Origin of the sequence: Nocardioides sp. HDW12B (assembly GCF_011299595.1) — a bacterium.
GTDB lineage: Bacteria > Actinomycetota > Actinomycetes > Propionibacteriales > Nocardioidaceae > Marmoricola_A.
Window position 1 is genome coordinate 314,201 of the sequence record NZ_CP049867.1, and the last position, 12,065, is coordinate 326,265.

14 protein-coding genes and 1 riboswitch are annotated in these 12,065 nt (G+C 73.0%); of the genes, 6 read left to right on the forward strand and 8 right to left on the reverse strand.

Features of this window, described 5'->3' with window-relative positions:
- Positions 1 to 14: 14 nt before the first annotated feature.
- Positions 15 to 800: a class III extradiol ring-cleavage dioxygenase gene (locus tag G7072_RS01500; RefSeq protein ID WP_166083888.1), complete on the reverse strand. Its 786-nt coding sequence runs from the start codon at positions 798 to 800 to the stop codon at positions 15 to 17.
- A 61-nt stretch (positions 801 to 861) separates the two neighbouring features.
- Here G7072_RS01500 and G7072_RS01505 point away from each other — a divergent pair, with 61 nt between their 5' ends.
- Positions 862 to 1,371 (forward strand): MarR family transcriptional regulator, encoded by a 510-nt coding sequence (locus G7072_RS01505; RefSeq protein ID WP_166083889.1) that lies wholly within the window; start codon positions 862 to 864, stop codon positions 1,369 to 1,371.
- Positions 1,372 to 1,384: 13 nt separating this feature from the next.
- On the opposite strand, the gene G7072_RS01510 is transcribed toward G7072_RS01505, so the two are convergent.
- From G7072_RS01510 to G7072_RS01540, 7 genes are all read right to left on the reverse strand, one after another.
- Entirely contained in the window at positions 1,385 to 1,774 is a 390-nt protein-coding gene (locus G7072_RS01510) for a hypothetical protein (RefSeq protein WP_166083890.1), read from the reverse strand.
- Between the two features lie 59 nt (positions 1,775 to 1,833).
- On the reverse strand, positions 1,834 to 2,601 hold the full coding sequence (locus G7072_RS01515; RefSeq protein WP_166083891.1) for a hypothetical protein: 768 nt from the start codon (positions 2,599 to 2,601) through the stop codon (positions 1,834 to 1,836).
- Positions 2,601 to 3,512, reverse strand: a complete 912-nt coding sequence (locus G7072_RS01520; protein ID WP_166083892.1) for an ABC transporter ATP-binding protein — start codon at positions 3,510 to 3,512, stop codon at positions 2,601 to 2,603. Before G7072_RS01520 ends, G7072_RS01515 begins: the two co-directional genes overlap by 1 nt.
- A gap of 145 nt (positions 3,513 to 3,657) precedes the next feature.
- Positions 3,658 to 4,347, reverse strand: coding sequence for a uracil-DNA glycosylase (locus tag G7072_RS01525; protein WP_166083893.1), 690 nt, complete (start codon positions 4,345 to 4,347; stop codon positions 3,658 to 3,660).
- Positions 4,344 to 5,312, reverse strand: a complete 969-nt coding sequence (locus tag G7072_RS01530) for an SGNH/GDSL hydrolase family protein (protein ID WP_166083894.1) — start codon at positions 5,310 to 5,312, stop codon at positions 4,344 to 4,346. The genes G7072_RS01525 and G7072_RS01530 overlap by 4 nt, the downstream gene beginning before the upstream one ends.
- Positions 5,299 to 6,576, reverse strand: coding sequence for an alpha/beta fold hydrolase (locus G7072_RS01535; RefSeq protein ID WP_206063240.1), 1,278 nt, complete (start codon positions 6,574 to 6,576; stop codon positions 5,299 to 5,301). Before G7072_RS01535 ends, G7072_RS01530 begins: the two co-directional genes overlap by 14 nt.
- Before the next feature lie 76 nt (positions 6,577 to 6,652).
- On the reverse strand, positions 6,653 to 8,074 hold the full coding sequence (locus tag G7072_RS01540; RefSeq protein WP_166083895.1) for a trehalose-6-phosphate synthase: 1,422 nt from the start codon (positions 8,072 to 8,074) through the stop codon (positions 6,653 to 6,655).
- 96 nt (positions 8,075 to 8,170) lie between these two features.
- Here G7072_RS01540 and G7072_RS01545 point away from each other — a divergent pair, with 96 nt between their 5' ends.
- From G7072_RS01545 to G7072_RS01565, 5 genes are all read left to right on the forward strand, one after another.
- On the forward strand, positions 8,171 to 8,473 hold the full coding sequence (locus G7072_RS01545; RefSeq protein WP_166083896.1) for a DUF3263 domain-containing protein: 303 nt from the start codon (positions 8,171 to 8,173) through the stop codon (positions 8,471 to 8,473).
- Between the two features lies 1 nt (position 8,474).
- Complete coding sequence (locus G7072_RS01550; protein WP_240917087.1) at positions 8,475 to 9,023, forward strand: LytR C-terminal domain-containing protein; 549 nt, start codon at positions 8,475 to 8,477, stop codon at positions 9,021 to 9,023.
- Positions 9,024 to 9,075: 52 nt separating this feature from the next.
- The gene (gene otsB / locus G7072_RS01555) at positions 9,076 to 9,924 is read left to right on the forward strand and encodes a trehalose-phosphatase (RefSeq protein ID WP_166083897.1); all 849 of its coding nucleotides are present in this window, start codon (positions 9,076 to 9,078) and stop codon (positions 9,922 to 9,924) included.
- A 63-nt stretch (positions 9,925 to 9,987) separates the two neighbouring features.
- Positions 9,988 to 10,170: riboswitch (SAM riboswitch) on the forward strand.
- Between the two features lie 11 nt (positions 10,171 to 10,181).
- The gene (thrC, locus tag G7072_RS01560) at positions 10,182 to 11,447 is read left to right on the forward strand and encodes a threonine synthase (protein WP_240917088.1); all 1,266 of its coding nucleotides are present in this window, start codon (positions 10,182 to 10,184) and stop codon (positions 11,445 to 11,447) included.
- Between the two features lie 30 nt (positions 11,448 to 11,477).
- On the forward strand, positions 11,478 to 11,753 hold the full coding sequence (locus tag G7072_RS01565) for a MoaD/ThiS family protein (protein ID WP_166083899.1): 276 nt from the start codon (positions 11,478 to 11,480) through the stop codon (positions 11,751 to 11,753).
- Positions 11,754 to 12,065 lie beyond the last annotated feature (312 nt).

Below are 12,065 nucleotides of genomic sequence, written 5' to 3' on the forward strand. Positions count from 1 at the left end.
GGGAAGGTACGCCGTCACGCCACCTGGAGCGAGCGCTTCGACAGCCCCATCCAGTAGCCCTCGATGCGCTGCAGGCCGGGGGCGCTCGGGTCGGTCGCGGCGCCGAGCGTGACGAACAGCGGGGTCAGGTGCTCGACGGTGGGGTGGGCGTAGGGCAGTCCCGGGGCGAGGTCGGCGTACGACGCGAGCGTGTCGACGTCACCGCGTGCGAGGGCCTCGGCCGCCCAGAGGTCGAAGTCCTGCGACCAGCCCGGCACCGCGGCGTCGATGCGGAACTCGGTGAGGAACGGCAGGCCGTGGGTGAGGAAGCCGGAGCCGATGACGAGCACGCCCTCGTCGCGCAGCGCGCGCAGGCGCGAGCCGAGCTGGAGCAGGCGGCCGGGGTCGTGGGTGGGCAGCGACATCTGCACCACCGGGATGTCGGCGTCGGGGTACATGATCTTGAGCGGCACCCAGGCGCCGTGGTCGAGCCCGCGCGAGGGGTGGCGGTGGACGGTCTCGTGGTCCGGCATCATCGCCGCGACCCGGTCGGCGAGCGCGGTGGCGTCCGGGGTCGCGTACGTCTCCTCGTAGTAGCGCTGCGGGAAGCCGCCGAAGTCGTAGACCAGGGGCGTGCCGGCGGCCGTGGCGCTCAGCGCGAGGGGGGCGGACTCCCAGTGGGCCGAGACGATCACGATGCCGGTCGGACGCGGGAGGTCGGCGGCCCAGGCGCGCAGCTGGCCGCTCCAGACCGGGTCGTCGAGGAGGGGCGGCGCGCCGTGTCCGATGTAGAGCGCCGGGAGCGGGTGGGAACCGGTCATGATGGGCCTCACGAACGAACTAGATTGTTGAAGTCTCAAGTATAGAGGTAGGATGGCGGCTATGACCAGATGGTTGACCCAGGACGAGCTCGCGGCGTGGCTGCCCCTGGCCGGGGTCATGCTGCGCTTCAACAGCGCTCTCGACAGCCAGCTGGTCCGCGACTCCGACCTCACGCACTTCGACTACCTCTGTCTCGCGATGCTGTCCGAGGAGAAGGACCACGTCACGTCGATGAGCCACCTCGCGGGCCGCACCAACGCCTCACTGTCGCGCCTGTCCCACGTGGTCAGCAAGCTCGAGCGCCGCGGACTGGTCTCGCGCTGTCCCTCGGACATCAGCCGGCGGGTGACCAACGTGCGCATGACCGAGCAGGGGTACGCCGTGCTCGTCGCCGCGGCGCCGGGACACGTCGAGCACGTCCGCTCGCTGATCTTCGACGGCCTGAGCGACGAGGACGTCGACGCCCTGCGCCGGGTCATGCTCCACGTGCTCGGCAACATCGAGTGCGCCGGGGCGAAGGACGCCCAGCGCGAGGGCAAGCCCGTGCCGCCGCCCGCCCGCGTCATCTGACCCGTCCGACGCCTCAGCGGGCCCGCGACCGGCGCAGGCACAGCCAGGCGGCCCCGGCGTAGAGCACGGCGTACATCCCGCTGACTCCCACCACGTCGAGCGCCGACGCGCCCGCGGGCAGCCCGACGACCAGCCACCCGAGCGCGACCGCGACCACCACCCCGGCTGCGGCGCCGAGCGCCACCGCCGAGCCGTGCGGGCTCAGCCGCGCCAGGAGCACGCCGACCACGGCGACGACCGGCGCGAGGAGGTACGGCGCGTCGTCGCGACCGCCGTCCCCGACGATGCCGAGCGCCCCGACGCCGAGCAGCAGCAGGAGCGTGACGAGGCCTGCTGCTGCGAGGCCGAGCCACGGGGGATGGGAGGCGGTCGGTGAAGTAGGGGAGCCGGGTGCGGCGGTCATGGTGTCCTCCGGGGTCGGTCGGTGCGGGTGGGGTGAGGGCGGTGCGTGCCGAGAGGCGGTCAGTGTCCGGCGTCGGAGCGGACCAGGCGCCGTCCCCCGAGCAGGAGCGACCCGGCGGCCCAGGCGAGCAGCGTCAGGCGCGCCGACGTCGTGGTCATGTCGTCGCCCGGGCCCTCCCCGAAGACGAGGTACAGCGCGCTGGAGCCCGGGGTGGCCGCCGACAGGTCGAGCGCCCAGTCGTAGGGCAGGTTCGCGAGCAGCGGCGGCAGCACGAGCACCAGCGCGGTGACGCTGACCAGCGCACCGGCGGTGCTGCGCAGCGCCAGCCCGAGCCCGACCGCCAGCAGGGCGCTGCAGCCGAGCACCAGCCCCAGACCGCCGAGCTCGCGCAGCCCCTCGCCGGACGGCAGCCCGACGCCGGGCACGATCACCCACAGCACGACGGTGGCGGCGAGCAGCAGCACCAGCCCGACCAGCGTCGTGGTCAGGGCCAGCACGACGGTGCGGGCGAGGAGCAGTAGCCCGCGGCGCGGGGTCCACTGCAGCGTGGGCACGATGCCGCCGTTGCCGTGGTCGGCGGTGGCCGTCACGGTCGCCAGCGCCAGCACCCCGAAGAGCGCGAACATCGCGGTCGGACGGCTGCCGTCCCAGGCCGTCGCGTCGGACGGCACGTCGCCGGGGTCGCCGGCCACGTCGATGCCGATCAGCGCAGCCAGTCCGAGCACCGACACGGCGGTCACCAGCACGAGGACCCAGCTCGACCGCACGCTCCAGATCCGGCTCCACTCGGCCCGCCCGGTCGCGGCGAGCAGGGCGAGGTCGCCCATCACGCCACCTCCGCGCCGACGTGCTCGACCGCGCCCTCGGTCAGCCGGAGGTAGGCCTGCTCGAGCGACTGCTCGACCTCCGCCAGCCGGTGCAGGGGGACGCCGTGCTCGTGCGCCACCGTGCCGACCACCGCCGCGGCCAGCCCGGTGACCTCGAGGTCGTCGGCGCCCTGCCGCTCGACGACGCCGCCGCGCGTCGACAGCGCCCGCGCGAGGTCGTCGGCGTACGGCGTGCGCACGCTCACCCGCTGCTCGTCGAGGCCGCGCAGCACCTCCGCCACCGTGGCGTCGGCGATGAGCCGACCCCGGCCGATCACCACCACCCGGTCGGCGACCATCTGCATCTCGCTCATGAGGTGGCTCGAGACCAGCACGGTCCGGCCCTCGTCGGCCCACCCGCGCAGCAGCGTGCGGATCCAGCGCACCCCGTCGAGGTCGAGGCCGTTGACGGGCTCGTCGAACATCAGCACCGCGGGGTCGCCCAGCATCGCGGCCGCGATGCCCAGGCGCTGCCGCATGCCGAGCGAGTAGCCCTTGACCCGGCGTCCGGCCGCGCCGCTCAGGCCGACCCGGTCGAGCACCTCGTCGACGCGCGTGAGCGGGATGCCGTTGCTGAGCGCGGCGACACGGAGGTGGCCGCGCCCGGTGCGCCCGGGGTGCAGCGCCCCGGCGTCCAGCAGCGCCCCGACCTCGTGCAGCGGCGCCGACATGTCGGTGTAGGTCCGCCCCGCCACCCGGGCGGACCCGGCGGTGGGACGGTCGAGTCCCAGCACCATGCGCATGGTGGTGGACTTGCCGGCGCCGTTCGGCCCGAGGAAGCCGGTCACGGCCCCGGGCTCGACGTCGAAGGTCAGGTCGTCGACGGCGACCACGTCGCCGTACCTCTTGCTGAGTCCGCGCACCTCGATCATCGGGGTCCCTCCGTCCGCGGCGGCGCACGCCGCCGTCTCGTCTGCCTCGACCGTGCTGTCGAGCCGACGGTAGGGACGGGCGCGGGCGGAAGTGGCGGACGTGCTGTGGAGGTCCTGTGCAGATCGCGGAGCCCTCACCCCGCGGTCAGGGCAGGCGCCAGTCCACCGGCGGCGCGCCCTGGGCCTCGAGCAGCGCGTCGACCTGGCTGAAGGGCCGTGAGCCAAAGAAGCCGTTGCGCGCCGACAGCGGCGAGGGGTGCACCGACTCCACCGCGGGCACCGCGCCCAGCGACGCCTTGAGCCGGCGCGCGTCCGCGCCCCAGAGCACCGCCGCCAGCGGACCGCCGCGGGCCGCGAGCACCTCGATGGCCCGGTCCGTCACGGCCTCCCAGCCCTTGCCGCGGTGAGCCGCGGACTTGCCGGGCTGCACGGTGAGGCAGCGGTTGAGCAGCAGCACGCCCTGCTCGGTCCACGGGGTGAGGTCGCCGCTCGACGGCATCGGGTGGCCGAGGTCGGTCGTGAGCTCCTTGTAGATGTTGAGCAGGCTCGGCGGCAGCGGCCGTACGTCGGGGGCGACCGAGAAGCTCAGCCCGACCGGGTGGCCCGGCGTCGGGTAGGGGTCCTGGCCCACGACCAGCACGCGCACCTCGGCGAGCGGGCGCTGGAAGGCGCGCAGCACGTGGTCGCCCGCGGGCAGGTAGCCGCGCCCGGCCGCCACCTCCTCGCGCAGGAAGCGGCCCATCGCCTCGATCCGGTCCTCGACCGGCGCGAGCGCCTCGGCCCAGTCCGCGGCCACGAGCCCGCGGTCGACCAGCGACCCCAGGGTGCCGGTCACGACGCCTCCTGGCCGAGCCGCGCGGCGAGCGCGTCGGCGACGGCCTGCTGCCCCTCGGCGAAGGGGTGGAAGGCCAGGGCGCGCGACTCGTCGGTGCGGCGGCCGTTGACCCACGGGTCGTCCGCGCAGATCTCGTGCCCCGCCGACAGGGTGTAGGTGTCGAGGAAGGTGACGCCGGCGCGGCGGGCGGCCCCTGCGAGGGCGTCGCGCAGCGCCTTCTCCAGCTCCTGCGCCGCGGGCACGTCGCTCGGGTCGATCGGGAATTGGCGGCACCCGCCGGCCTCGCCCACGAGGCGCGGGTAGCCGACGAGCACGACCGTGGCTCGCGGGGCGGCGGCGGTGACGGCGTCCAGGGCGAGCGCGACCCGCTCGCCGACCCGTCCGATGGCCGCCGTCGGGTCGGCGACGTCGCCCAGGCACGGGCCCGTGGACGGCGGGGCCGCGCCCGGGGCGGCCGGTCCGAAGCCGCCGACGCAGCCGACCAGGGTCGCGAAGAGGTCCTCGTCGTTGCCGCCGATCCCGAGCGTCACCAGGTCGGTGCCACGGCGTACGGCGCGCAGCTGCGGCGGCACGGTGCCCTGGCCGCCGGCCACCCTCTGGGGCACCTCGACGTCGCGGGTCTCGGCCGCGCTGCAGCTGACGTCACGGACCTCGGCGATCCCGAGCGCGTCGGCCAGCAGCGCGGGGTAGTTGCCGTTCGAGCGCAGGCAGCCCTCGGCCAGGTCCGTGACCGGCACGAAGGGGGCGGCGGTGTAGGAGTCGCCCAGCGCGGCGTACGACGTGAAGGCCGGCGTCTGCGGCCCGTCCGACGTGCTCGGCTCCGTGCCCGACGACGAGGAGGGCTCGGACGGCTGCTCGGCGCCGGAGGACCAGCAGCCGGTCAGCGTCGCGAGGAGGAGCGCGGACAGCGCGGCGGAGGTGAGGCGACGGGGGGCGCGGCGCCCCCGGGGGTCAGCTGGCGCCACGCCTGGGGGCCGCCAGGCCCCGCGAGCTGGCCGAGGAGAACCGGCGGTTCGGGTTGGAGCCGATGGCGGGCTCGCCCTGCGCGTTGCGCACGGTGCCGCCGCGGGCGGGCGAGGCGGTCGCGCGCTTCGCGGGGGCGGAGGGCTTCTTCTTCGCGGTGGCCGTCCGCGCCCCGCTCGACGCGCGCTTCGTCGTGCGCCCCGCGTCGCTGGCGTGCTCGTCGATGAAGGAGTCGAGGATCCGCCACGTGGTCTCGCGAGCGCCGCGGCCGGTGAGCATGCCGAGGTGCCCGCCGGGCACGACCTCGAAGCGCAGGTCCGGCACGAGGTCCTCGATCGGGCGCACCGAGCTGACCGGCGCGATCGTGTCGCCGGAGCCGCCGAAGGCCAGCACCGGCACGGTGATGTCGGCGAACGAGATGTCGCGGCCCTCGAAGTGCACGGTGCCCTCGGCGAGCTCGTTGCCGCGCACCATGCGGTGGTAGAGCTGCCCGAACGTCCGGCCGGGGTAGGCGATCATGTTCTTGGTGAAGCGGTCGACGGCCTCGATCTGTGCGAGGAAGTCGGTGTCGTCGAGCTTGGCGAGCTGCACGAACGGCTTGGTCACCAGCTTGTCGAAGGCGCTGAGCTGGAAGGCCCGCTTGACCAGCGGCTGCGGCACGCCGCCCATGACGCGGTAGGCGAGCGTGATGAGGGACGCCCGGTCGCCGACGATGCCGAGCAGGGGGCGCACGGGCGCGATCAGCGGCACCTGCGTGACGTCGACGGGGGAGCCCACCGCGGTCACCGACGCGATCGGCAGCTTCGACCAGGCGGCGGCGGTCAGCAGCGAGAACGTGCCGCCCAGGCTCCAGCCGACGAGGTGCACCGGGCGCCCGCCGGCGTGGCGGCTGACGGTGCGGATCGCCTCGGGCAGCACCTCCTGCACCCAGTGCTCCATGCCGAGGTTGCGGTCCTTGAAGGACACCTGGCCGTACTCCACGAGGTAGGTCGGGCGTCCCTGCGTCACCAGGTGCTCGACCAGCGAGCAGCCCCGCCGCAGGTCGAAGCACAGCGAGGGAGCGGCCAGCGGCGTCACGAGCAGGACGGGGTCGCCGGTCTCGCGCACCCGGCCCTGCGAGCGGTAGTGGTAGACCTCGCGCAGCGTGCCCTCGTCGATCAGCGTGCGCGGCATGGGACGGAGATCGGCGACGCCACCGTAGAGCACCTTCTGAGCGACGTTCGCGGAGGCTGCGACGATCTGGTCCGGCTTGGGGATCAGATCCATGCGCGCATGTTACCCGCGGGTGCAGTCACGGCCCGGGAGCGTCCGAAGCGCGTCCCCCGGCCGTACGTCGTCCCGCTCACTCCGCGCGCAGGGTCGTCATGAACCGCTCGGCCCAGTCGACGACGTCGTGCTCGCGCACCGTGCGCCGCATGGCCTTCATGCGGCGCGACAGCTCGCGGGGCTGGCTGCGGACGGCCTGGAGGATCGCGGCCTTCATGCCGTCGATGTCGTAGGGGTTCACCAGGAACGCCTGCTTGAGCTCGTCGGCGGCCCCGGCGAACTCCGACAGCACCAGCGCGCCGTCGTCGTCCTGGCGGCAGGCGACGTACTCCTTGGCGACCAGGTTCATCCCGTCGCGCAGCGGCGTGACGACCATGACGTCGGAGGCGCGGAACATCGCCGCCATCTCGTCCTTGGGGTAGGAGGAGTGCAGGTAGGAGATGGCCGGACGGCCGATGCGGCCGTAGTCGCCGTTGATGCGGCCCACGAGCCGGTCGATCTCGTCGCGCAGCCGGCGGTACTCGTCGACGCGCTCGCGCGACGGGGTCGCGACCTGGATCATCACCGCGTCCTCGACGCTGAGCTCCTCCTCCTCGAGCAGCTCGCCGAACGCCTTGAGGCGCGTGTAGATGCCCTTGGTGTAGTCGAGCCGGTCCACGCCGAGCAGCAGCTTGGCGGGGTTGCCCATCTGCTCGCGGATCTCGGTGGCGCGCTCGCTGACCTCGTCGGTCCGCGACAGCTCGGCCAGGCCCTCGTAGTCGATCGAGATCGGGAAGGCCGCGGCGTGCACCGTGCGGCCGTCGGGCAGGTGGACGACGTCGCGCTGCGTGCGGTGCCCGACCCGCTGACGCACCAGCCGCACGAAGTTCTCGGCCCCGCCGGCGCGCTGGAAGCCGACGAGGTCGGCGCCGAGGAGGCCCTCGAGGATCTGGCGCCGCCACGGCAGCTGCACGAAGAGCTCGCTGGGCGGGAAGGGGATGTGGAGGAAGAAGCCGATCTTGAGGTCGGGGCGGGCCTCGCGCAGCATCGCCGGCACGAGCTGCAGCTGGTAGTCGTGGACCCAGACGGTGGCGCCCTCGGCGGCGATCCTCGCGGTGCGCTCGGCGAAGCGGCGGTTGACCGCGACGTAGGTGTCCCACCACTCGCGGTGGAACTCCGGCTTGGCCACGGCGTCGTGGTAGAGCGGCCACAGGGTCGCGTTGGAGAAGCCCTCGTAGAAGCGCTCGATCTCGTCGGCGTCCAGCGCGATCGGCACCAGCGTCATGTCGGACTCGTCGAGGTGGTCCTCGGGGCCGTCCGGGGCGCCGTCCCAGCCCAGCCAGGCGCCGTCGTGGCTCTGCATGACCGGCTCGACCGCGGTGACGAGTCCGCCGGGGGAGCGTCGCCAGCTGACCTCGCCGTCCTCGGCGACCACCCGGTCCACGGGCAGACGGTTGGCGACGACGATGAAGTCGAAGGTCCCTTCCTGGTCGTTCCGGTCGTTCTGGGGGGCGCTCATGGCGCGAGCCTAGTCGGCGTGGGGCGAATGACACGCCTGTCATTTGTGCCTACGATGGGGTCCGCAGACCCGCCGTCGTCGTACAGGAGTGCCCGCATGGACAGCGCCCCACGCGCCCACACCCCGAGCGACGCGGAGACCCCGGCCGGCGAGCTGTCGGCCCGCGACCAGGCGATCCTCGACTTCGAGCGGCAGTGGTGGAAGTACGCCGGCGCCAAGGAGCAGGCGGTCCGCGACCAGTTCCAGATGTCGTCGACGCGCTACTACCAGGTGCTCAACGCCCTCATCGACAGCCCGTCCGCGCTGGCCCACGACCCGCTCCTCGTCCGTCGCCTCCGTCGCCTCCGCGCGACGCGGCAGCGGGCCCGCTCCGCTCGTCGCCTCGGCTTCGAGGTCTGAGATGCCGCTACGTCACCGCGTCTCCGTGGCCGTCGCCGAGCGCCGTCCGAGCCGTCGCTCCGGTGCCGACGAGGGCTTCGTGATGTCGTCGCCGCTGGCGCTGATGAGCGCGGCCGCCGTGCTCATGGCCGGCGTCGCCTTCTTCGTGACGGACCCCGCGACCCCGGACGGGGACCAGGCCGTCCTGGTCACGGCTCCTGCGCCGACCGAGGCGCCGGTCGTGCTCGACCCGACCACGGTCGAGAAGGAGAAGAAGAAGACGCCCCCGCCGGTGCAGCGCGGTGAGGTCTACGTCAGCGTCTACAACAACTCGAACATCACCGGCCTGGCCGGCACCACGGCCTCGCGCATCGGCGGCGCCGGCTGGCAGGTCACCGGCTCGGACAACTGGTACGGCACGATCCCGGCCACCACCATCTACTTCCCGCCCCGGTTCCAGGACGCCGCCGAGCTGCTGTCCAAGGACCTCGGCATCACCCGCGTCCTGCCGGCCGTCGACCCCATGTCGATGGACCGGCTCACGGTGATCCTCACCTCCGACTTCGCCTGACCCGCCCCGGCGCCCTCGTGAGGTCGCCGGCCGCCTCTGGTTGAGTTCTCCCATGGACTTCGCCAGCGGTCTCTCCCAGCGTCGGTACGACGAGCTCGTCACGAGCGCGGAGCGCGCCGTCGTGGGCCTCGACTTCGACGGCACCCTCGCCCCCATCGTCGAGGACCCCAAGGACGCCCACATCCACCCCGACGCCGGAGCGGCCCTGGTCGAGCTCGCGCCGCTCGTGGAGGCGGTCGCGGTGGTGACCGGGCGTCCGGTGCGCCAGGCGGTGTCGCTCGGCGAGCTCGACGAGATCGGCGCGCAGGTCGCTGAGGGGGGCGGCGAGTTCCTGGTGCTGGGCCACTACGGCAACGAGAGGTGGTCGGCGCGGGACCGCCGGGTCATCTCGCCGCGCCCGCCCAAGGGCCTGGCCACGCTCATGTCCGAGCTGCCGGACCTGCTGCGCCGCCACGGCCTCGGCGAGGCCCACATCGAGTCCAAGGGCGGCCTCGCGGTCGCCGTCCACACCCGCCGCATGGACGACCCCGACGGCGCCCAGGAGACGCTCACCCCGATCCTCGAGAAGGCAGCACGCAGCCACGGCCTGGTCACCGAGCCCGGGCGGATGGTGGTGGAGGTCCGCGCCTCCGGCATGGACAAGGGCAGCGCCGTGCGCAGCCTGCAGAAGCAGCTGCACGCCGACGCGATGGTCTTCGTCGGCGACGACCTCGGCGACCTCGAGGCCTTCGACGCGGTGGCCGACCTGCGCCGTCGGGGGATGGTGGGCTTCCTGGTCTGCTCCGGCTCCGACGAGCAGCAGGCGCTCGTGGACAAGGCGGACCTCGTCGTCGACGGCCCGGACGGGGTCGTCGCCTTCCTCCACCAGCTCGCCGCCGACGTCGCTCGTCCCGCTGGTTGAGACAGGGGTCCGGATGCCGGACACGATGTGCGGATCTCCGGCGCGCTCCCTAGGCTTGCTCACAGCTCATCGAGAGGGGCAGAGGGACACGGCCCGTCGAAGCCCCGGCAACCCGCCACGGCAGTCATCCCCCGGATGACTTCCTCCGAGGAGCCAGAACGACCCCCTGACGGTCGCGCTGGCCCGTCGTGGTCACGGTGCTACATCCGTCCCGAGGCGAAAGACGCCGATCGGGGAAGATGAGAAGGAGGAATCCTTTGAGCGCATCAGTGATCGAGCCCACCACCCTGCGGAGCGGTGCTTTCGGGCACGCCACCGGCCTCGTGTGCCGCGAGTGCCGCGCCGAGCAGCCCCTCGGGCCGTTCTACGCCTGCCAGGAGTGCTTCGGCCCCCTGGAGATCGGCTACGACTTCCCGCAGGTCACCCGCGAGCAGATCGAGGCGGGCCCCAAGAACATCTGGCGCTACCAGCCGCTGCTGCCGGTGCCCTCGGACATCTCGCTGTCGCCGAACATGGAGCCCGGCTACACCCGCCTGCTCAAGGCCGGCAACCTCGGGCGCGAGCTCGGCCTGCGCAGCCTCTGGGTCAAGGACGACTCCGGCAACCCGACGCACTCCTTCAAGGACCGCGTCGTCGCCGTCGCCCTCTCGGCCGCCCGCGAGCTCGGCTCCAAGGTCTTCGCGTGCCCCTCGACGGGCAACCTGGCCAACGCGGTCGCCGCAGCCGGCGCCCGGGCGGGCATCCGCACGGTCGTCTTCATCCCGCACGACCTCGAGCCGGCCAAGATCCAGATGACCGCGGTGTACGGCGGCTCGCTGGTCGCCGTGCGCGGCAACTACGACGACGTCAACCGGCTGGCCTCCGAGATCGCCGGCGAGGAGGAGGGCTGGGCGTTCGTGAACGTCAACGTCCGCCCCTACTACGCCGAGGGCTCCAAGACGCTCGCCTTCGAGGTCGCCGAGCAGCTCGGCTGGCGCATCCCCGACCAGGTCGTCGTCCCGGTCGCCAGCGGCTCGCAGCTGACCAAGATCGACAAGGGCTTCCAGGAGCTCATCAGGCTCGGTCTCGTCGAGGACACGCCGTACAGGATCTTCGGGGCGCAGGCGAACGGCTGCTCGCCGGTCAGCGCCGCCTTCAAGGACGGCCGCGACGTCGTACGCCCGGTGAAGCCGGACACGATCGCCAAGAGCCTCGCGATTGGCAATCCCGCCGACGGGCCGTATGTTCTCGACGTCACTCGCCGTACGGGCGGCACGGTGGAGGACGTCACGGACGACGAGGTCCGTGACGGGATCGCGCTCCTGGCGCGCACCGAGGGGGTCTTCGCGGAGACCGCCGGGGGCGTCACCGTGGGCACGTTGAAGAAGCTGGTGGAGACCGGGCAGCTCGACCCGGACGCCGAGACCGTCGTCTTCAACACCGGTGACGGCCTCAAGACCCTCGACGCGGTCGCCGGTCGTGTGGGCCCGACTGCAACGATCGACCCGTCGTACACCGAATTCCTGTCCACCGGCCTGGCCTGAACCGGCCGACCACGCTGCCCGAGGAGCACCATGAGCGTCCACGTCCGTGTCCCCACCATCCTGCGCACCTACACCGGAGGCGACTCCGAGGTGTCCGCCGAGGGTGGGACGCTGGCCGAGGTCCTGGAGAGCCTGGACGGCTCCTACCCGGGGATCCGCGCACGCATCGTCGACGAGACCGGCGAGCTGCGCCGCTTCGTCAACGTCTACGTCGGCAACGACGACGTCCGCTTCCTGGAGGGGCTCGGCACCGAGACCCCCTCGGGAGCGCAGATCTCGGTCATCCCGGCCGTCGCCGGGGGCTGAGCGCCACCCGCAGGACCTGCGGGCCGCACGGACACAAGAGGCCGGAGAAGCGCTCGCGCGCTTCTCCGGCCTTGCCCCGTCGCACCCACGAGGTGCTGACGAACATAGGGCGGCGCGGCAGGAGCGTCAACGGGCGCCGGCGGCGCCCGGGTCCGGTCCAGACCGTCGCGGTCCCGACGCGTCTTGCACTCGTCTGGGGCGAGTGCTAAACATTGATTAGCACTCTCCCTAGGAGAGTGACAGCACGACATCGCACCACACAGCACCACCGGGCCGGGGAGACGAGGTCCACCAGCGCCGACGGGAAGGGTT

What these genes read in the sequence shown, in the direction of transcription:
- G7072_RS01510 (WP_166083890.1), bottom strand. Translation starts at nt 1,774, where the DNA reads ATGACCGCCGCACCCGGCTCCCCTACTTCACCGACCGCCTCCCATCCC.
- G7072_RS01540 (WP_166083895.1), bottom strand. Translation starts at nt 8,074, where the DNA reads ATGAGCGCCCCCCAGAACGACCGGAACGACCAGGAAGGGACCTTCGAC.
- G7072_RS01550 (WP_240917087.1), top strand. Translation starts at nt 8,475, where the DNA reads ATGCCGCTACGTCACCGCGTCTCCGTGGCCGTCGCCGAGCGCCGTCCG.
- G7072_RS01505 (WP_166083889.1), top strand. Translation starts at nt 862, where the DNA reads ATGACCAGATGGTTGACCCAGGACGAGCTCGCGGCGTGGCTGCCCCTG.
- G7072_RS01500 (WP_166083888.1), bottom strand. Translation starts at nt 800, where the DNA reads ATGACCGGTTCCCACCCGCTCCCGGCGCTCTACATCGGACACGGCGCG.
- G7072_RS01515 (WP_166083891.1), bottom strand. Translation starts at nt 2,601, where the DNA reads ATGGGCGACCTCGCCCTGCTCGCCGCGACCGGGCGGGCCGAGTGGAGC.
- G7072_RS01535 (WP_206063240.1), bottom strand. Translation starts at nt 6,576, where the DNA reads ATGGATCTGATCCCCAAGCCGGACCAGATCGTCGCAGCCTCCGCGAAC.
- G7072_RS01545 (WP_166083896.1), top strand. Translation starts at nt 8,171, where the DNA reads ATGGACAGCGCCCCACGCGCCCACACCCCGAGCGACGCGGAGACCCCG.
- otsB (WP_166083897.1), top strand. Translation starts at nt 9,076, where the DNA reads ATGGACTTCGCCAGCGGTCTCTCCCAGCGTCGGTACGACGAGCTCGTC.
- G7072_RS01520 (WP_166083892.1), bottom strand. Translation starts at nt 3,512, where the DNA reads ATGATCGAGGTGCGCGGACTCAGCAAGAGGTACGGCGACGTGGTCGCC.
- G7072_RS01565 (WP_166083899.1), top strand. Translation starts at nt 11,478, where the DNA reads ATGAGCGTCCACGTCCGTGTCCCCACCATCCTGCGCACCTACACCGGA.